The 19,174-nt window shown below is 75.1% G+C and carries 20 protein-coding genes, 2 tRNA genes and 1 other RNA gene; 12 read left to right on the top strand and 11 right to left on the bottom strand.

Translation table 11 applies throughout. The annotated features are described in order from the left end of the window. Positions 1–74: 74 nt before the first annotated feature. Positions 75–169, bottom strand: an RNA gene (gene ffs / locus QSK03_RS14430) — signal recognition particle sRNA small type. Positions 170–243: 74 nt separating this feature from the next. Here ffs and QSK03_RS14425 point away from each other — a divergent pair. From QSK03_RS14425 to QSK03_RS14410, 4 genes are all read left to right on the top strand, one after another. Next, positions 244–329: transfer RNA gene (locus QSK03_RS14425), tRNA-Ser, on the top strand. Positions 330–443: 114 nt separating this feature from the next. Continuing rightward, the gene (locus QSK03_RS14420; RefSeq protein ID WP_285653146.1) at positions 444–1,256 is read left to right on the top strand and encodes an LmeA family phospholipid-binding protein; all 813 of its coding nucleotides are present in this window, start codon (positions 444–446) and stop codon (positions 1,254–1,256) included. A 52-nt stretch (positions 1,257–1,308) separates the two neighbouring features. Then, positions 1,309–2,310: a Gfo/Idh/MocA family protein gene (locus QSK03_RS14415; RefSeq protein WP_285653144.1), complete on the top strand. Its 1,002-nt coding sequence runs from the start codon at positions 1,309–1,311 to the stop codon at positions 2,308–2,310. A gap of 39 nt (positions 2,311–2,349) precedes the next feature. Then, entirely contained in the window at positions 2,350–3,477 is a 1,128-nt protein-coding gene (locus QSK03_RS14410; RefSeq protein WP_285653142.1) for an ROK family transcriptional regulator, read from the top strand. Here the strand turns inward: QSK03_RS14410 and QSK03_RS14405 are convergent. Then, positions 3,474–4,370, bottom strand: a complete 897-nt coding sequence (locus QSK03_RS14405; protein ID WP_285653140.1) for a TIGR03619 family F420-dependent LLM class oxidoreductase — start codon at positions 4,368–4,370, stop codon at positions 3,474–3,476. The genes QSK03_RS14410 and QSK03_RS14405 overlap by 4 nt on opposite strands. Further along, on the bottom strand, positions 4,367–5,719 hold the full coding sequence (locus QSK03_RS14400) for a Gfo/Idh/MocA family protein (RefSeq protein ID WP_285653190.1): 1,353 nt from the start codon (positions 5,717–5,719) through the stop codon (positions 4,367–4,369). Before QSK03_RS14400 ends, QSK03_RS14405 begins: the two co-directional genes overlap by 4 nt. 141 nt (positions 5,720–5,860) lie before the next feature. Here QSK03_RS14400 and QSK03_RS14395 point away from each other — a divergent pair, with 141 nt between their 5' ends. Genes QSK03_RS14395 through QSK03_RS14375 form a run of 5 tightly spaced genes read left to right on the top strand, consistent with a single transcriptional unit; the run spans position 5,861 to position 10,335 of the window. Continuing rightward, positions 5,861–8,332, top strand: a complete 2,472-nt coding sequence (locus QSK03_RS14395; RefSeq protein WP_285653137.1) for a molybdopterin cofactor-binding domain-containing protein — start codon at positions 5,861–5,863, stop codon at positions 8,330–8,332. A gap of 11 nt (positions 8,333–8,343) precedes the next feature. Continuing rightward, entirely contained in the window at positions 8,344–8,820 is a 477-nt protein-coding gene (locus tag QSK03_RS14390) for a (2Fe-2S)-binding protein (RefSeq protein WP_285653135.1), read from the top strand. A 43-nt stretch (positions 8,821–8,863) separates the two neighbouring features. Beyond that, positions 8,864–9,133 (top strand): Sec-independent protein translocase subunit TatA, encoded by a 270-nt coding sequence (gene tatA / locus QSK03_RS14385; RefSeq protein ID WP_285653133.1) that lies wholly within the window; start codon positions 8,864–8,866, stop codon positions 9,131–9,133. 3 nt (positions 9,134–9,136) lie between these two features. After that, on the top strand, positions 9,137–10,051 hold the full coding sequence (gene tatC / locus QSK03_RS14380; RefSeq protein WP_285653131.1) for a twin-arginine translocase subunit TatC: 915 nt from the start codon (positions 9,137–9,139) through the stop codon (positions 10,049–10,051). A 2-nt stretch (positions 10,052–10,053) separates the two neighbouring features. Beyond that, a complete protein-coding gene (locus QSK03_RS14375) occupies positions 10,054–10,335 on the top strand; it encodes a twin-arginine translocase TatA/TatE family subunit (protein ID WP_285653128.1) in 282 nt (93 codons plus the stop codon). A gap of 21 nt (positions 10,336–10,356) precedes the next feature. Here QSK03_RS14375 and QSK03_RS14370 read toward each other — a convergent pair whose 3' ends face one another. Further along, on the bottom strand, positions 10,357–11,136 hold the full coding sequence (locus tag QSK03_RS14370) for a hypothetical protein (protein WP_285653126.1): 780 nt from the start codon (positions 11,134–11,136) through the stop codon (positions 10,357–10,359). A 220-nt stretch (positions 11,137–11,356) separates the two neighbouring features. Between QSK03_RS14370 and QSK03_RS14365 the strand changes: the two genes are divergently transcribed. Beyond that, positions 11,357–11,617 carry a hypothetical protein gene (locus QSK03_RS14365; RefSeq protein WP_285653123.1) on the top strand — a complete coding sequence of 87 codons (261 nt, stop codon included), beginning with the start codon at positions 11,357–11,359 and terminating at the stop codon, positions 11,615–11,617. Positions 11,618–11,630: 13 nt separating this feature from the next. Here QSK03_RS14365 and QSK03_RS14360 read toward each other — a convergent pair whose 3' ends face one another. The 4 genes from QSK03_RS14360 to QSK03_RS14345 all read right to left on the bottom strand — a co-directional run bounded on the left by QSK03_RS14360 (position 11,631) and on the right by QSK03_RS14345 (position 15,400). Continuing rightward, positions 11,631–13,394: an ATP-dependent DNA ligase gene (locus QSK03_RS14360; protein ID WP_285653120.1), complete on the bottom strand. Its 1,764-nt coding sequence runs from the start codon at positions 13,392–13,394 to the stop codon at positions 11,631–11,633. Between the two features lie 191 nt (positions 13,395–13,585). Next, on the bottom strand, positions 13,586–14,422 hold the full coding sequence (locus QSK03_RS14355) for an anti-sigma factor domain-containing protein (protein ID WP_285653118.1): 837 nt from the start codon (positions 14,420–14,422) through the stop codon (positions 13,586–13,588). Then, positions 14,419–15,081 carry an RNA polymerase sigma factor gene (locus QSK03_RS14350; RefSeq protein ID WP_285653188.1) on the bottom strand — a complete coding sequence of 221 codons (663 nt, stop codon included), beginning with the start codon at positions 15,079–15,081 and terminating at the stop codon, positions 14,419–14,421. Before QSK03_RS14350 ends, QSK03_RS14355 begins: the two co-directional genes overlap by 4 nt. Positions 15,082–15,172: 91 nt before the next feature. Further along, positions 15,173–15,400, bottom strand: a complete 228-nt coding sequence (locus QSK03_RS14345) for a hypothetical protein (protein ID WP_285653115.1) — start codon at positions 15,398–15,400, stop codon at positions 15,173–15,175. Between the two features lie 148 nt (positions 15,401–15,548). On the opposite strand from QSK03_RS14345, the gene QSK03_RS14340 reads away from it, so the two are divergent. Further along, positions 15,549–16,631 carry a LacI family DNA-binding transcriptional regulator gene (locus QSK03_RS14340; RefSeq protein ID WP_285653113.1) on the top strand — a complete coding sequence of 361 codons (1,083 nt, stop codon included), beginning with the start codon at positions 15,549–15,551 and terminating at the stop codon, positions 16,629–16,631. Between the two features lie 102 nt (positions 16,632–16,733). Continuing rightward, positions 16,734–17,912, top strand: coding sequence for a pre-mycofactocin synthase MftD (mftD, locus tag QSK03_RS14335; RefSeq protein ID WP_285653110.1), 1,179 nt, complete (start codon positions 16,734–16,736; stop codon positions 17,910–17,912). Positions 17,913–18,052: 140 nt separating this feature from the next. On the opposite strand, the gene QSK03_RS14330 is transcribed toward mftD, so the two are convergent. The 3 genes from QSK03_RS14330 to QSK03_RS14320 form a co-directional block, all read right to left on the bottom strand. Next, positions 18,053–18,138: transfer RNA gene (locus QSK03_RS14330), tRNA-Ser, on the bottom strand. 10 nt (positions 18,139–18,148) lie between these two features. Further along, the gene (locus QSK03_RS14325) at positions 18,149–18,610 is read right to left on the bottom strand and encodes a nucleoside deaminase (RefSeq protein WP_285653107.1); all 462 of its coding nucleotides are present in this window, start codon (positions 18,608–18,610) and stop codon (positions 18,149–18,151) included. Positions 18,611–18,620: 10 nt separating this feature from the next. Then, entirely contained in the window at positions 18,621–19,160 is a 540-nt protein-coding gene (locus QSK03_RS14320; RefSeq protein WP_285653104.1) for a tRNA adenosine deaminase-associated protein, read from the bottom strand. Positions 19,161–19,174 lie beyond the last annotated feature (14 nt).

Here is a 19,174-nt window from a genome sequence, read left to right as displayed (position 1 = left end):
CCAGCTCCGCTGCGCTCCGTGTCCCGGCCACGAGCCGAGGCTACGCGGGCGGTCCGACAGACCCGGAAGGGGAGAAAAGGGGACCCCGCGCACCCGCCAGAGCCCGCTGACCCTTGCTGCCTTCCGGCCCTGGGGGAGTTCACAGGATGGACGCCGCGCGGGGTCCGCCGCCCACTGTAACGGAGCCGTCGGGCGGCCCCCGGCCCCCGGGTCGGCGCAGGCCGGGGCTGTATCGTCTCCCGCGGAGGATTGGCCGAGCGGCCTAAGGCGCACGATTGGAAATCGTGTTGGGGCAACACCCCTCACGGGTTCGAATCCCGTATCCTCCGCCCCTCCTCCGTACCGGAGTGACGACGCCGGCCGGCCCCACGGGTCGGCCGGCGTCCGTCGTCCGGCCGGTCCCCGGCCGTCGTCACGGTCCGCGTCGATGACACCGTGGCCGCGTGCGTGGATGCCTCATCAGCCTGCTGGTCGTCGTCGCGGTGGTGGTGGGCATCGACTTCGGCGCCCGGTGGATCGCCGAGGACCGCGTCGCCGCGGCGCTGCAGGACTCGCTGTCGCTGCCGAACCAACCCGACGTCAGCATCCGCGGCTTCCCGTTCCTCACCCAGGCCCTCGCCGGCCGGTACGACGACGTGGGGCTCTCCGCGCCCGGCATCCGCTACGGGCAGCTGCAGGACCTCACGCTGACCGCCGACCTGTCCGGGGTGTCGCTGCCCCTGGAGAACCTCGTGAACGGTCAGGTGCGCCGCATCCCCGCCGAGCAGGTCACCGCCTCGGCGCGCGTGAACCCGGCCGACCTCGCCCGCCTGCTCGACGTCGGCGAGCTGACCGTCGCCCCGCTCACCGCCGCCGACCTCGAGCAGCGGCGCAGCGAGGCCGAGGCCGACGACTCGGGGGCCTCGGGCAGCAGCAGCGCCCTCGCGAACGTGGACCCGGCGTCGTCGGTGCTGCTGACGTCGACGACGACCGTCAGCGGCCAGCAGGTGCAGGTGTCCGTGGTGGCGTCGTTCAGCCTGTCCGGCGGGCGCATCACGCTGCGGGCCCGGGACATCCGCGCCGAGGGCGGGCAGGGGCAGGCCGGTCAGGCCGCGTCCCAGGCGCTGCGCCAGCGGCTCTCCGGCTTCTCCACCAGCGTCGACCCCGGCCGGCTGCCGTTCTCGATCACGGCGACGGAGCTGCGGGCCGAGGACGGCGAGCTGGTGGTGTCGGGCACGGCGAAGGACGTCGACCTGCTGGCGCCCGCGGGATCGTGACCGGACCGTGACACCGTGACGCCGGGTTCCGGCCTGCTGACACAGTGACCCCATGCAGGACATCCGCTGGGGCATCGCCGGGCCCGGCCGCATCGCCGAGAAGGTCGCCGAGGACCTGACCCTGGTCGAGGGCGCGACGCTCGCGGCGGTCGGGTCGCGCTCGGCCGAGCGCGCCCGCGCCTTCGCGGAGACCCACGGCGCGCCGAACGCCCGCGCCCACGGCTCGTACCGCGAGCTCGTCGACGACCCGGACGTCGACGTCGTCTACCTCGCCACCCCGCATCCCCAGCACGCGGCGCTCGCGGTCGCGTGCCTGGAGGCCGGCAAGGGGGTGCTGGTCGAGAAGACGTTCACCGCGACGCTGGCCGGGGCGTGGCGGGTGGTCGACACCGCGCGCACCCAGGGCGTCTTCGCCATGGAGGCGATGTGGACGCGTTTCCAACCGGTCGTCGTGCGCCTGCGCGAGCTGATCGCGCAGGGCGCCATCGGCGAACCGCGCTCGGTGCAGGCCGACCTCGGCACGGTCCGCGACGTGGACCCGACCGACCGGCTGTTCGCCCCGGAGCTCGGCGGCGGCGCGCTGCTCGACCTCGGCGTCTATCCCGTGTCGTTCGCGCAGATGGTGCTCGGCACGCCGGACCGCGTCACCGCCGTCGCCTCGCGCGAGACCACCGGCGTCGACGCCGACGGCGCCATGCTGCTGTCGTGGGACGACGGCCGGTTCGCGACCCTGCAGACCTCGTTCCACAGCCCGTCGCCGGGGCAGGCCCGGGTGTTCGGCACGACCGGCTGGATCGACGTGCTCCCCCGCTTCCACCACCCGAGCACGATCGTGCTGCACCACGACACGGACGACCCGGGCGAGCGGATCGAGCTCCCCGCCACCGGCGCCGGCTACTTCCACGAGCTCACCGAGGTCACCGACCGTCTCCGCGAGGGGGCGACCGAGAGCGCCGTGATGCCCCTCGACGACACCCTCGCGGTGCAGGGCGTCCTCGCCGAAGCCGCCGATCAGCTGGGTCTGGTGTTCCGGGAGGACGACACGGTGGTGTGACGTCGCCGCCTACCCTGTACCGACGGGTCAGGAGGTGACATGGCGGAGCAGGACGCCGACGACGGGCGCACCGGGCGCGGCACGTCACCCCACAGCGGGCTGCGGCGGGCCACCACCGAGCGCGCGGTCCTCGACTGCCTCGCCGCCGAGGACGGTCCCCTGACCCGCGCCGAGCTCTCGCGCCGCACCGCGATCTCCCCGCCCGCGATCAGCGAGGCCGTCCGGCGCCTCGAGGCCGACGGCGTCCTCATGGCGGTGGGCCCGCGCTCGGGGGTCCCGGGGGCGGTCGCCACCCTCTACGACCTCGCGCCCGGCGCGGGCGTCGTCGTCGCCGTGGAGATCAACCGCACGGTCGTGCGCACCGCCGTCGGCGACCTCACGGGGCGCACCCTGGAGCGCACCGACCACGACCCGCCCGACGACGGGCTCGTTGCGCCGCGGCTCGACGAGGTCCTCGCCGCCCTACAGACCCGGTGGCAGGCCGACGGGCGCCCCGTGCGCGCGGTGGCCGTGTCGATCGCCAACCCCGTCGACCCCGCGACCGGACGCGTCGTCGAGCTGCGCGAGTCCGCCTTCCCCGCGGGCGTCATGGGCGTCGAGGACGTGCACGGCGTCGACCCGGCGATGGTCGTGCTCGACAACGACGTCAACTTCGCCGCCCTCGCCGAGCGCGACCACGGCGCCGCCGCGGGCACGCCGAGCTTCGCCTACCTCTACGTCGGCGAGCGGCACAGCGTCGGCATGGGCCTCGTCCTCGACGGCGTCCTCGTCCGCGGCGCCCGCGGCCTGGCCGGCGAGATCGGCTACCTGCCGCTCGGCGAGGGCGCCGGCCGCTTCCGCTTCGGGGAGGCCGTCGCCGCGCACGGGCTGTCGGCCACCGGCGACGCCGCCGCGCTCCCCGCCGAGGTGCTGGAGAGCGCCGGCCGCACGCTCGGCGAGGCCGCCGTGGCGGTGTGCGCGACCGTCGACCCCGGGCTCGTCGTCCTCGGCGGACCCGTCGGCCTGCTGCCCGGGCTGCTGCCGCACGTCGAGGCCACGGTCACCGCGCTGGCGCCCCGGCAGGTGCCCGTCGCCACCGGGGCGCTGGGCGAGACCGCGCCGCTGTGGGGCGCGCTGGCCGAGGCGCGGCGCCGTGCCTGGGAGGCGCTCGTCTCCGCCCGCGGCTAGAGGATCCAGCCCGCGGCCCGCTCGAGCAGTGCCCGCTCCCGGGCGTGCTCCTCCCCGGCGGCAGCTCCGCTCCGCGGCGTGCCGCCGGCGGCGTCGCGGTGGGGGTCGAGCAGGACGTGGGTCGCGCCGAGCGAGCGCAGCTCGTCGAGGTCGGCGCGGATCTGGTCGGGGTGGCCCTGTCCGGCGAGGCGGGCGTCGTCGGGCCGGGGCCCGTCGGTGGGATCCAGGACGATGCGCGGGACGAGGTCGGGCACCGGCCCGCCGGCCGCCGCGGCCCGCAGCGCCGGCACGCCCTCGCGGCGCAGCCACCCCGCCCGCGGGCGCAGCGGGTGCCACGCGGCGCCGAAGCGCACCGCCCGCCGGCGCGCGGCGTCGCCGTTGCCGCCGACCCACAGGGGAGGGTGGGGCCGCCGGTGCGGGCGCGGCCGGGTGTCGACGTCGCGTCCCGCGACCGGGACGACGTCGTCGGCCCACAGCGCGAGCACGGCCTCCAGGTAGGTGTCGGTGAGCTCGCCGCGGCGGCGGGGGTCGACGCCGAGCACCGCGAACTCCTCGCGCGCCCACCCGACCCCGACGCCGACGATCAGCCGGCCGTCGCTGAGCTGGTCGATCCCCGCGAGGCTGCGGGCGGTCAGCAGGGGGTCGCGGTAGGGCACGACGAGCACGGTCGTCCCGAGCTCGGCGCGGCGCGTGATCCCCGCGAGGTAGCCGAGCAGCGTCAGCGGCTCCCAGAACGGGCCGGGGTAGGACGCGGTGACGTCCCCGGTCGCGGCGACGTGGTCGCCGACCATGAGGAAGTCGAAGCCGGCGTCCTCGACGAGCGCGGCCCACGCCCGCAGGGACGCGACGGTCGCGCCCGGCCCGAAGTTGGGGACGGTGACCCCGATCTTCACCCGCCCACCCCGGCGGGCTCCCACGTCAGGCGCTCCGTCTCGCCGGAGCGCCGCGCGCGCTCCGCGGCCCAGACGATGCGGTGGCTCGTCATCGTCTCGTCGAGGCCGGTGAGGTTCGCGGCGGGATCGTCGTGGGCGACCGCGCGCAGGAAGGAGCGCACGAGCTCCTCGTCGCCCTCCTGGTGCGGCGGCCGCCCGTCGCCGGGGGTCAGGGTCTCGACGGCACGGTCGGGGTGGGCGCGGAAGTCGTGGAACCGCAGCGTGTGCCCGTCGCCCTCGACCGCGCCGTGCGTGCCGAACACGCGGGTCTGGCGGGGCGCCGCGTCGGAGAACGCCGTGACCGTGTGCGTGGCGGTGATGCCGCTGTCGAACTCGAGGGCGACCACCTGGTGGTCGACGACGTCGTTGTCGCAGAGGTAGACGCACCGGCCGTACGGCCCGGTCCGCAGGGCGTCGTCGAGCGCCTCCGCCGACGGCACGTCGGTGACCGCGCCGAGGAGCTGGTGCTCCCAGTCGGGGTCGCCCAGACAGGAGCGGTACAGCCGCGGCGCCGAGTACGGGCAGGTCGGCTCGACGCCGCAGTCGAGGCAGTTCGCCGCGGCGCCGTCGGGGTGCTTGTCCGCGCGGAAGTGGCTCAGGCGACCGAAGGACGCCAGCCGGCTCGGGCGGTCGCCGACGACGTGCGTGAGCAGGTCGATGTCGTGGGAGCACTTGGCCAGCAGCAGCGAGGAGGCGAGGTCCTCGCGGCGCCAGGCGCCCCGTACGTAGGAGTGGGCGAAGTGCCACGCCCCGACCGGTTCGAGGTGCTGCACGGAGACGAGGTCGCCGATGCGGCCGTCGCGCAGGGCCGCCACGAGGGCGCGTGTGTAGGGGGCGTAGCGCAGCGGGTGGCAGATCGTGAACTGCACCCCGGCCCGCTGCACCGCCGCGGCGACCCGGAGCGCCTCCTGCTCGTCCGGGGCGATCGGCTTCTCGCAGATCAGGTGCACCCCGCGCTCGGCGAACGCGACCACCGGGTCGGCGTGCTCGTGGTCCTGGGTCGCGATGACCACGACGTCGACGAGGTCCGCGCGCTCGGCGAGATCGGTCCACCCGTCGAAGCGGTGGCCGGCCGGGACCTCGCAGGCGTCGGCGAGGGCGTCGCGGCGCCCCGGGTGCGGCTCGGCGACCGCCACCACCCGGCCGCCCGCGCGGCTCACGTGCCGGGCGTGCAATCGCCCGCGGCCGCCGGCGCCGACGATCCCGACCCGGACAGGACGTGACCCGAGAACCACGCGCGCTCCCTCCCGCCCCCGGCCTACATCCTGCCCCCGATCGCGCGCCGTCCGTGGGCGGGTGACGGCGACCATACGGGCGCGGTCGAACTTCGTCGGCGACACAGTTTAATGATCTTGACAGCGACCCGTTACCAGTCCGTGACCTGATCGTTGGAGGTCCTAGCTTCTCGTTACTACGACATTCGGCCTCTTCGGAGCGCCCGAAAGGACGTCATGCCGGCTCAGCACCGCGTTGCACCCCGGCCGCCGCGCTTCCCCGGAACCAGCCGTCGCCAGTTCCTCGGGTACCTGCTCGCCGCTCCGACGCTGGCTGTCGGGGTGAAGCTCACCGCCGACTCGGTGCTCGAGGCCGAGGCCCTGCCGTCCCCCGCCCCGGAGGTCTCCGAGGTCTACGACCTGTCCGATCTCCTGGCCGACTCCACGCGGCCGACCGCGAACCTCATCACCGTGGTGCTCGAGAGGGACGGCACCGTCTCGTTCTCCATGCCGCGCGCCGAGAGCGGCCAGGGCATCACGACGATGGCCGCGATGCTCATCGCCGAGGAGATGGGCATCCCCGTCTCCGACGTGAACGTCACGCTGGCCGACGCCCGCCCGGAGCTGCTGTTCAACCAGCAGACCCAGGGTTCGTCCACCGTCATCTCGATCTACACGCCGATCCGCGTCGCGGCCGCCCTGGCCCGTGGCCGGCTGCTCGAGGCGGCGTCGACCCTCCTCGGTGACGAGGCCACGAATCTGCGGACCACCGGGGGCAAGGTGGTCTCCGAGGCCGGGTCGAGCATCCCGTTCGCGCAGCTCGCCACCGCCGCGGCCAACTCCGAGACCCGGGAGGCGCTCACCGAGCTGAAGGGCCCCGACGACTTCACGGTCATCGGCACCCCGCAGCGTCGCGACGACGTCCGTGCCGCGGTCACCGGCAAGAAGAACTACACGATGGACATCGACGTCCCCGGCGCGGTGCCGACCATGATCGCGCGGCCGCCGACGATCAAGGGCACGGTCGAGTCGATCAACAACGAGGACCAGGTGCGCTCGATGCCGGGCGTCACCGACGTCGTGGAGATCTCCACCGACGCCGCGCCGGGCCGGGGGACCACGTCCTCGGGCGTCGCGGTGTGCGCCCGGACCTTCGGGCAGTGCATCGACGCGATCAACGCCCTGGACATCACGTGGGGCGGTGGCAACGCCGACGGCGAGTCGGACGAGTCGATCCTGCGGCAGCTGCGCGCGTCCCCGGCACCGGTGAACCTCCCGTCGCCGACGCCCCTCGACCAGGTCGGCGGGCAGATCCCGCTCGCCACCGAAGGGCTCGGGAACGTGGGCCCCGTCGAGGCCGTCGAGCAGGAGTTCGTCTTCCACTGGCGCAGCAACTCCGCGATGGAGCCCAACGTCGCGGTGGCCGACGTGCGCTCCGACAGCGCCGAGGTCTGGACGCCGAGCCAGATCCCGATCAACACCCAGGACCAGCTCGCGCGCGAGCTGGACCTGACGACCGGCCAGGTCACGGTGCACGTCACCCGCGGCGGCGGGGCCTTCGGCCGGCGTCTCTTCAACGACGCGCCCCTCGAGGCGGCCCGCGTGTCCAAGGAGGTCGGCAAGCCCGTCAAGCTGATGTGGCACCGGGCCGACGAGTGCCGCGTGGGCCGCGTCCACCCGATGTGCATCTCGCGTCTGCGCGCCACCTACAGCCCGGGCGCGAAGCAGGTCGTGAGCTTCGAGCAGCGCCACACGAGCGTCGCGACCGACTACACCGAGGCCTTCGGCGACATGATCTCCTCGCAGGCCGCCAAGCTGCCCTTCGCCAACGAGCTGACCCTCTCGCAGACCGTCTTCCTGCTCACGGCGAGCGTCCCCTACGACGTCGGTGCGGTCGCGCTCGGCTACAACGAGATCTTCGACTTCGACAAGTTCGCCACCGGGAGCTCGCGGAACCTCAACAACATGGACGTGCGGCCCGCCCAGGAGCTCATGATCGACCTCCTCGCCGCGAAGCTCGACGAGGACCCGCTCGACTTCCGGCTGGACCGCCTCGAGAGCGACCGCGCGAAGGCCGTGCTCGAGAAGGTCCGCGACGAGGGCGACTGGGGCCGCGACCTGCCCGAGGGCGTGGCCCAGGGCGTCGCCGTGCACAACGAGTACAAGGGCACGGTCGCCGTGCTCGCCGAGGTCGACACGCGTCCGGCGACGGCGAACCGCGACATCCGCGGAGCCACCACGGGGCCCCGCGTGCGGAAGGTGACCGTCGCCGTCGACGTCGGGCTCCCGATCAACCCGCTCGGCCTCAAGGCGCAGATGGAGGGCGGGGTGATGACCGGGATCGCCCACGTCTTCACCGGGAGCCTGCACCTGCGCGACGGCAACTTCCTCGAGGGCAGCTGGGACGACTACCGCTACACCCGCCACTGGAACTCGCCGCCGGAGCTGGACGTGCACGTCATGCCGGCGACCGGGGAGCGTCCGGGCGGCGCCGGCGAGCTCGGCGTCGGCGTCTCCGTGGCCGCCGTCGCCTGTGCCTACGCCCGCGCCACGGGCACCACGCCGACGAGCTTCCCGATCGGCCACACCAAGGACGTGCCGTTCCGGGTCAAGCCGTTCGTGCCGCCGCTGCCCCCGTCGCCCGAGGACGGCCTGACGTCGTACCCGACGCCGTCCGCGGCCGGCCCGGTCTTCAACCCCGCGAGCTAGGAGCCCACCCCGTGCCTCCCCACACCTTCAAGGTCAACGGCCGTCCCGTGACGGTCGACGTCGAGGACGACGTGCGCCTGCTCTGGGTCCTGCGCGACCTCCTCAAGATCACCGGCCCCAAGTACGGCTGCGGCATCAACGTCTGCAAGGCCTGCACCAGCCACATCAACGGCCGCGCGTTCAACCCCTGCTCCGTGCCGGTGGGGCAGATCCGGCCCACCGACGAGATCACCACGATCGAGGGGCTGCCGGAGACCGTCGGCGCCGACCTCCACCCGATGCAGGAGGCGTGGATCGACCGGGACGTGCCGCAGTGCGGCTACTGCCAGCCCGGCCAGATCATGGCCGCCGTCGACCTGGTGAAGAAGGTCAAGGCCGACGGCGGAGCGATCACCGACGACGACATCGACGGGATCCGCAACATGTGTGCCTGCGGCACCTACTCCCGCATCCGCGAGGCGATCAAGCAGGGCGCCGCGAACATGTGAGCCCGCCGTCGCACCCACCACCCCACCGTCGAAGGGAACCGTCATGACCGGAGCACTGAGCCCCTCCCACTGGGTGATCATCCTCGTGGTCGTCCTGCTGCTGTTCGGCGCGAAGCGCATGCCCGACGCCGCCCGCGGCATCGGGCGCTCGCTGCGCATCTTCAAGGCCGAGACGGCGGCGCTGTCGGAGGACGGGAAGGACGCCCCGCCGGAGCCGACGCCCGCCGTGACGCCCGCCCCCGGCGCGGCGACCCCCACCCGGACCGAGGACCTCGAGCCCTCGGCGGGCACCGCGCCCGGTTCCCGGGCCTGACACGTGCCGACGCAGAAGCGCCGGCGGCCCCGGTGGTGGCCCGGACGGCGTCGCGACCCCGAGGCGACGATGTCGGTCCTCGACCACCTGCTCGAGCTGCGTCGCCGTCTGGCCTGGGCGCTCGTGGCCGTCGCGGTCGGCACGATCGCCGGCTTCGTCTGGTACGAGAACCGGATCGCGGGCGTGCCCAGCCTCGGGTCGCTGCTCATCGAGCCCTACTGCTCGCTGCCCTCCACCGCCCGCTCCGGACTCAACGGCACGGACTGCCGGCTCCTCGCGACCGGTCCGTTCGACCAGTTCCTGCTCCGGGTCAAGGTCGCGCTGACCGCCGGCGTGGTGCTCTCCGCGCCGGGATGGCTCGGGCAGCTCTGGATGTTCGTGACCCCGGGGCTACGGCGCCCGGAGCGCCGCGGCGCCGCCGCCTTCATCGGGGCGGCGTCGGCCCTGTTCGCCGGCGGCGCCGTGCTGGCCTTCCTGGTGGTCGGCCAGGCGCTGGGCTTCCTGCTGACGATCGGCAACAGCGTCCAGGCCACCGCCCTGCGGGGCGAGGAGTACTACTCGCTCGTGCTCTCGCTGATGGTCGTGTTCGGCGTGGCCTTCCTGACCCCGCTCGTCGTGATCATGCTGAACCGCGTCGGGGCCGTCTCGTACCGGCGGCTCGCGCGCTGGCGGCGGGGGATCATCTTCGGCGCCTTCCTGTTCGCCGGGGTCGCGACGCCCGGCGGCGACCCGATCTCGATGGCCGTGCTCGGCGCGGCGCTCTCCGTCCTGCTCGAGGCGGCCATGCAGGTCTGCCGCCTGCACGACCGCCGTCGGGCGCGTCGGGACCCGGGCTGGGAGGACCTCGACGACGACACCCCCTCGCCCCTGACCGATCCGGCGTCGCCGCTCGCGACGGAAGGTGGCACATCGTGCTGAACATGAGCATGGGTGAGCTGGTGCTGCTCGCCCTCGTCGGCTTCTTCGTGATCGGCCCGGAGCGCCTCCCCTCGGCGATCCGCGGGTTGGCGCGCGTGGCCACGCGGGTCAAGGAGTACGCGGCGACGGCGCGGGAGCAGATGGACTCCGCCGCCGATCTCGCCGAGGTCCGCCGGCAGCTCGACGAACTGCGCGAGCCACTGGCGGAGATCCGGTCGGCGGATCCGCGCCGGGCCGTGCGGGAGGCCTTCCGGGACGCCCCAGCGCCCCGATCCCGGTCCTGACGGGTCAGCGGGCCCGACGGGTCACCGGACCGGACGCCACAGCGCGCCCTCGATCGCCTCGGGGCTGCCGTCCGGGGCGCGCCGCAGGGCGGCGAGCTCCTCGAGGTGCTCGGCCATGGCGAGCGCGGACAGGGCGGCGTCGAACGCGTCCTCGGTGGCGACGACGTCCTCGACGAGCGCCGCCGGGACGCGCGGGTCGCCGGCCGCGAGCGCGCGGCGGGCCTCGGCGGAGCGCTTCACCACCGGCCCCGTGTGCACGCGCGGGTAGATCTCCACGAGGGTGGCCGGACCGGCGTCGTCGAACGGCCACACCGCGACGCCGTGCGCCCGGAGACGGGCGAGGTGGGGCATGCCGCGCAGCGAGCCGGTGCCGACCGCGCCCGCGCCACCGATCTGGAAGGTCGAGCGCGGGTCGAACCCGTCGGCGCGGGCGGCCTCCTCGGTGGCGCGGTAGCGCGGACGGGCCGGGTCGAGGGGCGGCTGCGGCGTCGGGCCGCGCCCCCAGAACGGCGGGCGGCAGGCGCGCAGCCACGCCTCGCCCTCCCGCTCGACGAGGGACCAGAGCGCATCGACGTCGGCGCACCCGTGCTCGCGGGGGAACCAGGCCGGCAGGGCGAACGAGAAGTCGAGACCCGCGACCAGCGGCCCGTCGGCGGCGCGGGCCAGGAGCAGGTCGGCGACGGCGGCGCGGTCGAGACCGCCGTGGACCGCGAGCAGCCGCCCGGGCGCCGCCGACGCGACCCGGATGCGCCGGTGCGCCGCCCGCCCGTCACCGGACCAGTCCACCGCCAGGACCTGCACGCCGCACCGCCCTCCGGACCGTTCGTCGCGATACAACGCTCGCTCGCCGCGCGTTGCCCACCGCTGGACCCGTCGAACCGACCGCCACGCTTTCCGGTGGCCCTTCGTCGCACCGATTGCCCGACACCAGGGCGACGGGTTGAGTCCCCACCGACCGCTTGTCGCAGCTAACGATGCGCCGAACGGTCGATCTCATTCACCCTTGGACGAGGAGACCCGCATGTTCCGACGCGCCGCCGCCACCCTGACGGCCTCGGCCGCCCTGACCGCCGCGGGCCTGCTCGCCGCGGCACCGCTCGCCCAGGCCGACCCGGCCCCCACCGACGACAACGACAACAACGGCGGGGTCTCCCTGCTCAACGACCTCACCGTGCTGCCGGTCCAGGCGTGCGGCACGGACGCGGGCGTGCCGATCCTGTCCGACGTCCTCGACCCGACCGACGCGGCCCCCGACGCGAGCTGCACCGTGACGCACGACTGAGCGCCCGGAGCGCCTACCCGACCAGCACCCGGCTCGGCGGTGCGGCGACGACCGCAGGGATGCGCAGCCGCACCGCCGTGCCGACGCCCGGCCGGGTGTCGACGTGGACGTCGCACTGCGACCCGAACGCGGCCTGCAGCCGGCGGGAGACCTCGGCGATCCCCCCGTGACGCCGGTCCACCTGCGAGGCCGTGCGCGTCGCCTCCGGCCCCATCCCGGCGCCGTCGTCGGACACGGTGATCACGCAGTCGGACCCGGAGCCGGCGGCGAAGACGCTCACCGACCCGCCGCCGGGGACCGGCTCGATGCCGTGGCGCACGGCGTTCTCCACCAGCGGCGCCACGACGAACGGCGGGACCGCCACCCCGCGCACCTCGGGCGCCACCGCGACCTCGGCCCGCAGCCGCTGCCCGAACCGGGCCTGCTCGAGGGTCAGGTAGCGCTCGGCGTTGAGCAGCTCGTCACCGACCGTCGTCAGCTCGCCGCCGGAGCGGAACGAGTAGCGGGTGAAGTCCGCGAACTCGGTGAGCAGCTCCCGGGCCCGGCCCGGGTCGGTGCGCACGTACGACGCGATCGCGGTGAGCGTGTTGTGCACGAAGTGGGCCGAGAAGCGCGACCGCAGGGCCGCCTCGACGTCCTCGGGCGACGGCGTGGCGACGATCTCGGGGACCTCGGGGATCTCGACCGCCGGCCGCGCCGGCCGGACGGCGGACGCCGCGGGGCCCTCGGTGGTCTCCAGGTCGGCGAGCTCCATGTCGGTGTCGACCACCGGCGCGGCGAGCACCGGCGCGGCGACCGTCGCCGGGTGCGCGGCGCGCAGGCCCCGCCAGGTCGGGCGCTCGAGCAGGCCGGTGGCCGTCCAGCGGCGGTGCTCGACCTGGCCGACGAGGCGCGGGGTCAGCCAGTGCGCCCCGCCCGCGTCCTCGGGCAGCGCGGCGGCGAACGGGCTCGCGGGGCGCTCCAGCGACGTGAGGACGTCCTCGAGCTCGCGGCGCGCCGCCGCCGTCACCCCGGTGACGACCCGACCGGTGTAGCGCAGCCCGGACTCGCCGGGGAAGCCGACGAGGAGCGCGCCGACGGTGTCCGGCCGCCCGCGGGCCGGGACCCAGCCGCCGACGACCACCTCCTGAGTGCGCCGGACCGGCGTCTCGATCCAGCTCCGCGAACGCCGCCCGACCTGGTAGGTCGACTCGAGGCGCTTCGCGACGACGCCGTCGAGCCCGTAGCGCCGGGCGGTGCCGACCACGGCGTCGGCGTCGACGCCCATGAAGAAGGGAGGGATGACCACCTTGCTGCCGGAGAGGTCGAGCTCGGCGAGCAGCTCGCGCCGCTGACGGTACGGCAGCCGGCGCGTCGAGGCGCCGGCGACCTCGAGCACGTCGAAGACGTAGAACGACACGGGGACCTGGGCCTGCAGGACCTCCGAGGGGTTGGCCACGCGGTGGCGCCGGCGCAGCTTGCCCGCGCTGGGGCGGCCCACGCCGTCGAGGGCCACGACCACGCCGTCGAGCACGAGCCCGCTCGTGCCGGTCCACGGCGCCGCCACACCGAGCTCCGGGAAGTGCGAGGTGACGTCGCGGCCCGCCTCGGTGACCAGGCGCAGGCCGTCGTCGTCGGTGTGCGCGAGGCAGCGCAGCCCGTCCCAGAGGAACTCGAAGGCCCAGCCCGCGCCGCGCGGCACGTCGCCGGCGCTCGCGAGCATCGGGCGCCCGGGCGCGGCCTCCGCCGCCGCGCGCGCGAACCCGGTCGCACCGGAGAGGGACGCCACCCGCGTCATCGGCGCCACCTCCCGACCCGTTCGCGCCGCGGCCGGCGAGGTGATCGCCGGCACGTCCCACGGTATCCGCGCGCCCCGACGGCGGCACCGTCCTCGCGGACGCGACGCGCGCGGACTGCGACCGGGGACCAGTGAGCAGCGACGAACGGTGGAGCACCAGGTGGCGGCCGGGCGAGGCCGGGCCCGCCGGATCAGGTCGCCGCCAGACCCACCGCGACGACCGTCGACGGGCGGGCCGGCACGGACCCGCCGGGCTCGACCGACACGGCCCACCCGCGGGGTGCCGGAGCGGGCGGGCTCGCCGGTCCCGGGGTCGTCTCGACCGGGCGCGTCAGCCCGTCGTCGGGATCCAGCACCGCCACCGCCACGGGGACGTTGCCCGGCAGCCCGGTGGCCCAGAGGACGTAGTCGCCGGACGGTCCCGCGCCGGGCAGGGCCAGCGGCACCATGCGGATCGGGGCCGCGACGTCGCCCGGGTCGAGCACCACCGCCGCCGGCTCGCCGGTCTGCGTCCGCAGCACCGCGGAGCGCAGGCCGGGATCGCGGGACCGCGCGTCGTCCACGATCCGGTCGGCCTGCTGGCCGAGCACGGCGGTGGGGTCGTCGGAGCGACCCTCCTGGGTGGGGAGGACGGCGCCGGCGACCACCAGGCCGACCCCCAGCACGACCGCCGCGGCGAGGCCACCGACCACGGTCAGCAGACGCCGCCGCCGCACCGAGGGGGCGGGCGTCCCGTCGGCGTCGGGCGTCGCCGGGGCCGGCGCGCTCGCGGACCGGTGCGGGACGGGGCGCGCGGGCGGGCCGGGCTCGGCGCGCGCGGCCGCGAGGACCCGGCGGCCGAGGTCGGGCGGGGGATCGACCGCGGGCACCGCGGCGCCGAGCGCGGCCACCACCTCCCGCGCCTCGGCGAGGGCGCGCCGGCACACCGCGCAGTGCGGCAGGTGCGCCAGCAGCGCGCGGTCCTCGTCGGGCTCGAGGGCGGAGAAGGCGTGGCCGACCGCGTCGTCCCGGAGGTCGCAGGCGCTCACGCGAGGTCCCCGAGCACGTCCGCGGCGGACGCGCCGAGCACCGGGCCGAGCAGGACGCGCAGGCGGGCGACACCGGCGAACATCCGGGACTTGACGGTGCCGATCGGCACGCCGGTGAGGCTCGCGACCTCGCGCTGGGAGTACCCGCCGTAGTAGGCCAGGCCGAGCGCGGTGCGCTGCTCGGTCGGGAGACGGCGCAGGGCGGACCGGACCTGCTCCCCCAGCACCGCGCCGAGCGCCTGGCGCGCGGCGGACGGGTCGGCGGCGGTCCGCCCGGCCAGGCCCTCGTCGGGCTCGGCCGTGGTCGGGTGGTGACGGCGCCGGGTCGCCTCGCGCCGCACGGCGTCGACGGCCTTGTGGTGCACGAGCGTCATCAGCCAGCTCGCGACCGTGCCCCGTCCGGCGTCGAACCGCCGCGGATCGCGCCACAGGGCCAGGAAGACCTCCTGCACCACGTCCTCGGCCATCCCGTCGTCGGCGCAGATGCGGCGGGCGAGCGAGTAGGCCGGGCGCCCGTACCGGGCGTAGAGGGCATCGAGCGCCGTCGCGTCCGCCCGCGCCAGGCGCTCGAGCAGGGCGGCGTCGGCCGATGCCTCGCCCGCGACCGGCGTGGGGGCGTCCTCGTCGGGACCGTCCACGCGGGTCGGCGTCAGCGGCATGGCCACGCGGCCACCTCCTCGTCAGGTTCTGGGCATCGTTCGCCCAGGGGTCGCTGACGGTTCGGCCGATGAGGCGAACGATCACGCCTGCTCAGGAGGCGAGGACGGCCTCGAGGTCGTCGCGTGCCTGCTCGAGCGCGCGGAGCCGCCGGCCGCGGGCCGGCACGCGGTCGTCGGCGAGCAGCCGGGCGATCTCGGCCTCGACCACGCGCAGGCGGTCGCGGGCCGCCGCCCGGGCGACGACGCGCTCGGCCTCCCGCGCCACCTCGCGGGCCCGCTCGCCGCGCCAGCGCTCCCGCCAGTCCGTGAGGCGTCGCATGGGCCCTCCCCGCTGTCGTCTCCGCGCTACTGAACCGGTTCAAAGCAGAGACGCGCAAGGGGTGCCGGCGAGTCGGTCGACCGGTGGTTGAACCAGTTCACCGGCCCGCCCGCTCCCCGCCGCCGACCGGGCGCGGGACGATCAGGGGGTGGAGACCGAGGGACGCCCGGCCGGGCGGGTCACGCTCGCGACGGTGGCGGGCGCGCTGGGCGTCTCGCGGGCGACGGTGTCCAACGCCTACAACCACCCCGAGCGGCTCAGCGAGCGGCTGCGCCACCAGGTGCTCTCCACGGCGCGCGAGCTGGGGTACGCCGGCCCGCACCCGCTCGCGGCGACGCTCTCGCGCGGCCGGGTCAACGCGCTGGGCCTCGTCTACGAGGACCCAATGTCCTTCGCGTTCTCCGACCCCGCGGCGGTCCTGTTCCTGCAGGGCGTCAGCGAGGTCTGCGAGCGCGAGGACCTGGCGCTGGTCCTCATCAGCGGCGGGCCGAACAGCGCGGTCGCCCGCGTCGCCCTCGTCGACGCGGTGATCTGCTACTGCGACGTGCCGATCGAGGGCAGGCTCGCGGCGATCGTGGACCGGGGCCTGCCCTTCGTCGTCGTCGACGGGCCGCGGCTCCCGGGCGCCGGCCACGTCGGCATCGACGACCGGCGCGGGGCCGCCGCGGCCGCCCGCCACCTGCTCGACCTCGGGCACACCCGGCTCGGGGTGCTCGCCATGCCGCTCGTGGACGACGGGTGGGAGGGCACCGCGGACCCGGAGCGCCAGGACCGCGCGCGTTACCGCGCGTCCCGCGAGCGGCTCCTGGGATACCGCGAGGCGCTGGAGGCCGCCGGGCACCGCTGGTCGGGCGTGCCGGTCGAGGAGCGCTCGCCGTACGGGCGCGACGCGGGCCGGCGGGCGGCCGCGGCGCTGCTGGCCCACCGCCCGCGGCCGACCGCGCTGCTCGCGATGAGCGACGAGCTCGCCCTCGGCGCGACGGTCGCCGCCGCCGACGCGGGGCTCGCGGTGCCCGGCGACGTCTCGATCGTCGGGTTCGACGACGTCCCGGCCGCCGCCGACGCGCACCCGGCGCTGACCACGGTCCGTCAGCCCCACCAGGAGAAGGGCCGCCGGGCGGCGGCGCTGCTGCTGCGCGCGGACCCCGCCCGGGACGAGCACACGCTGCCCGTCGAGCTGGTCGTCCGTGCCTCGACGGGTCCACCGCCGAAGCGGTCAGAGGGCCCCTGACCTGTCCGAACGGAGGGTGACCGGACCGTCCGCGCAGACACCGTGCGGCAGCGCACACGCCGGTACGGTGCTGTGGAGCGAGACACGCGCGGAAGGGTGCCCATGGCTGGTCAGTGGTTCGAGTCGGTCGCAGAGGCGCAGCGGCGCGCCGAGAAGAGCCTGCCGAAGTCGGTGTACGGCGCCTTGGTGGCCGGCAGCGAGGCCGGCGCGACGCTCGAGGACAACATCAACGCCTTCCGCGAGCTGCAGTTCCTGCCGCACGTGTGCGACCTGCCCTACGAGAAGGACCTGTCCACCACGGTGATGGGCCAGGACGTCTCGATGCCGGTGATCGTCTCCCCCACCGGGGTGCAGGCGGTCAATCCGGAGGGCGAGGTCGCGGTCGCCCGCGCGGCCCAGAACGCGGGCACGGCGATGGGCCTGTCGTCGTTCGCCAGCCGCTCGATCGAGGACGTCGTCGAGGCGAACGACAAGACGTTCTTCCAGATGTACTGGGTCGGCGACCGCGAGACCCTCGCGGCGCGGGCCGAGCGCGCGAAGAAGGCCGGCGCCAAGGGCCTCATCGTCACCCTGGACTGGTCGTTCTCCCACGGCCGCGACTGGGGAAGCCCGTCCATCCCCGAGAAGATGGACTGGAAGACGATCCTCAAGTACATCCCCGAGGGCGCGTCGCGGCCGAAGTGGGGACTCGCGTTCCTGCGGTCCGGGAAGATCCCCGACCTGACGGTGCCGAACATCCCCACCCAGGGCGAGCAGCCGCCGACGTTCTTCGGCGCCTACGGGCAGTGGATGTTCACCCCGCCCCCCACCTGGGCCGACGTCGCCTGGCTGCGCGAGCAGTGGGGCTCGGACCTGCCGTTCTCGGTCAAGGGCATCACCCGCGTCGACGACGCCAAGCGCGCCGTCGACGCCGGCGCCACGGCGATCCAGGTCTCCAACCACGGCGGCAACAACCTCGACTCGACCCCGGCGCCCATCCGTGTGCTGCCCGGGATCGTCGACGCGGTCGGCCGCGACGTCGAGGTCATCCTCGACGGCGGCATCCGCCGCGGCAGCGACGTCGTCAAGGCCCTCGCGCTGGGCGCCAAGGCCGTCGCCATCGGCCGCGCCTACCTGTGGGGTCTCGCCGCCGCGGGGCAGCCCGGCGTCGAGAACGTCTTCGAGATCCTGCGCGGCGGCATCGGCTCGGGGCTCATGGGGCTGGGCAAGTCGTCGGTGCACGACCTCGTGCCCGAGGACCTGATCATCCCGCCGAACTTCACGCGCCAGGCCGTGCACTAGCCACACACGACGAAGGCCCCTCCCGGTTCCGGGAGGGGCCTTTCGTCGTCTTCTCGGGGTCTGGGGCGGAGCCCCAGTGCTACCCGAGCCGACCCCGCGGGCATTTCCGGGGGGTGTGGGGGGCGGAGCCCCTCACTGAGCGGTAGCGGTGGGATTCGAACCCACGGTGGGCAGAACCCACACGCGCTTTCGAGGCGCGCTCCTTTGGCCGCTCGGACACGCTACCGCCGACAAGGCTACGGGACGCTCCGGTGACGATCACGACCGGGCCAGAAGTCGACCATCAGCGCTGCGCACTCGGCCTCCCGCACGCCGCCGACGACCTCGGGGCGGTGGTTGAGCCTGCGGTCGCGCACGACATCCCAGAGCGAGCCCACGGCGCCGGTGCGCGGTTCCCAGGCCCCGAAGACGATCCGGTCGACGCGGGCGAGCACCGCCGCGCCGGCGCACATCGTGCAGGGCTCGAGGGTCACCACGAGGGTGCAGCCGCCCAGCCGCCAGCCCCTATCGGCGTGCTCCTCTTTCTGGTGCCGGGCGGCCTCACGGAGCGCGAGGATCTCGGCGTGGGCGGTGGGGTCGCCAATGGCCTCGCGGGCGTTGGCGGCGGCGGCCAGCTCGCGTCCGTCGGCGTCGAGCACGACCGCACCGACCGGCACGTCGTCGCCGGAGGTCCGGGCGATCTCGAGGGCCCGGGACATCGCGTCGTGATCAGGGAGCAGCGGTCTCCACGACCTTGGCCAGCTCGTCGGCGAACCCGCAGCGGCGGGCGATCGCGGTGAGCTGCTCGTCGGGGTAGAGGTCGATCTCCTCGACCAGCACGGCGAGCTCGTCGGAGGGCACGCCGAGGTCGGCGAGCATGCCGAGGTCGCCCTCGGGCCACGGGTCGTCGTCGGCCTCGTCCTCGTCGGGCACCTCGAGGCGCAGGAGGTCGAGCACGTCGGCGGCGACGTCGTAGTCGAGCGCCGCGACCGCGTCGGAGAGCAGCAGCGCCACCCCGCCGGGGGTCGGGCGGACCAGGACGAAGAACTCGTCGTCGACGTCGAGCAGACCCAGCACCGCGCCGGTGGAGCGCAGGGCACGCAGGGCACTGATGGCCGCGTCGAGGTCGGCCAGGCTGTCGCGGTCCATCGCGACGGCGCGCCAGCGTCCCTCCTCGCGCGTGACCGCCACCGCCCACCCGTCGAGGGGCGCGACGGTGCCCGCGCCGCCGCGTGTCGCGGTGGAGCCTCCGGGGCCCTGGCCTGCCATGCCACTACGGTAGG

This window comes from Actinomycetospora sp. NBRC 106375 (assembly GCF_030269665.1).
In the GTDB taxonomy this organism is placed as follows: Bacteria; Actinomycetota; Actinomycetes; order Mycobacteriales; family Pseudonocardiaceae; genus Actinomycetospora.
This window is presented reverse-complemented; position numbering and strand designations above follow the sequence as displayed.

Excerpts from the sequence above, each read along its gene's own strand:
- QSK03_RS14400 (WP_285653190.1), bottom strand. The coding sequence starts at position 5,719 with ATGGTCGCCGTCACCCGCCCACGGACGGCGCGCGATCGGGGGCAGGAT.
- QSK03_RS14375 (WP_285653128.1), top strand. The coding sequence starts at position 10,054 with ATGAGCATGGGTGAGCTGGTGCTGCTCGCCCTCGTCGGCTTCTTCGTG.
- tatA (WP_285653133.1), top strand. The coding sequence starts at position 8,864 with ATGACCGGAGCACTGAGCCCCTCCCACTGGGTGATCATCCTCGTGGTC.
- QSK03_RS14395 (WP_285653137.1), top strand. The coding sequence starts at position 5,861 with ATGCCGGCTCAGCACCGCGTTGCACCCCGGCCGCCGCGCTTCCCCGGA.
- QSK03_RS14325 (WP_285653107.1), bottom strand. The coding sequence starts at position 18,610 with ATGTCCCGGGCCCTCGAGATCGCCCGGACCTCCGGCGACGACGTGCCG.
- mftD (WP_285653110.1), top strand. The coding sequence starts at position 16,734 with ATGGCTGGTCAGTGGTTCGAGTCGGTCGCAGAGGCGCAGCGGCGCGCC.
- QSK03_RS14365 (WP_285653123.1), top strand. The coding sequence starts at position 11,357 with ATGTTCCGACGCGCCGCCGCCACCCTGACGGCCTCGGCCGCCCTGACC.
- QSK03_RS14350 (WP_285653188.1), bottom strand. The coding sequence starts at position 15,081 with ATGCCGCTGACGCCGACCCGCGTGGACGGTCCCGACGAGGACGCCCCC.
- QSK03_RS14415 (WP_285653144.1), top strand. The coding sequence starts at position 1,309 with ATGCAGGACATCCGCTGGGGCATCGCCGGGCCCGGCCGCATCGCCGAG.
- QSK03_RS14320 (WP_285653104.1), bottom strand. The coding sequence starts at position 19,160 with ATGGCAGGCCAGGGCCCCGGAGGCTCCACCGCGACACGCGGCGGCGCG.
- QSK03_RS14345 (WP_285653115.1), bottom strand. The coding sequence starts at position 15,400 with ATGCGACGCCTCACGGACTGGCGGGAGCGCTGGCGCGGCGAGCGGGCC.
- QSK03_RS14360 (WP_285653120.1), bottom strand. The coding sequence starts at position 13,394 with ATGACGCGGGTGGCGTCCCTCTCCGGTGCGACCGGGTTCGCGCGCGCG.
- QSK03_RS14410 (WP_285653142.1), top strand. The coding sequence starts at position 2,350 with ATGGCGGAGCAGGACGCCGACGACGGGCGCACCGGGCGCGGCACGTCA.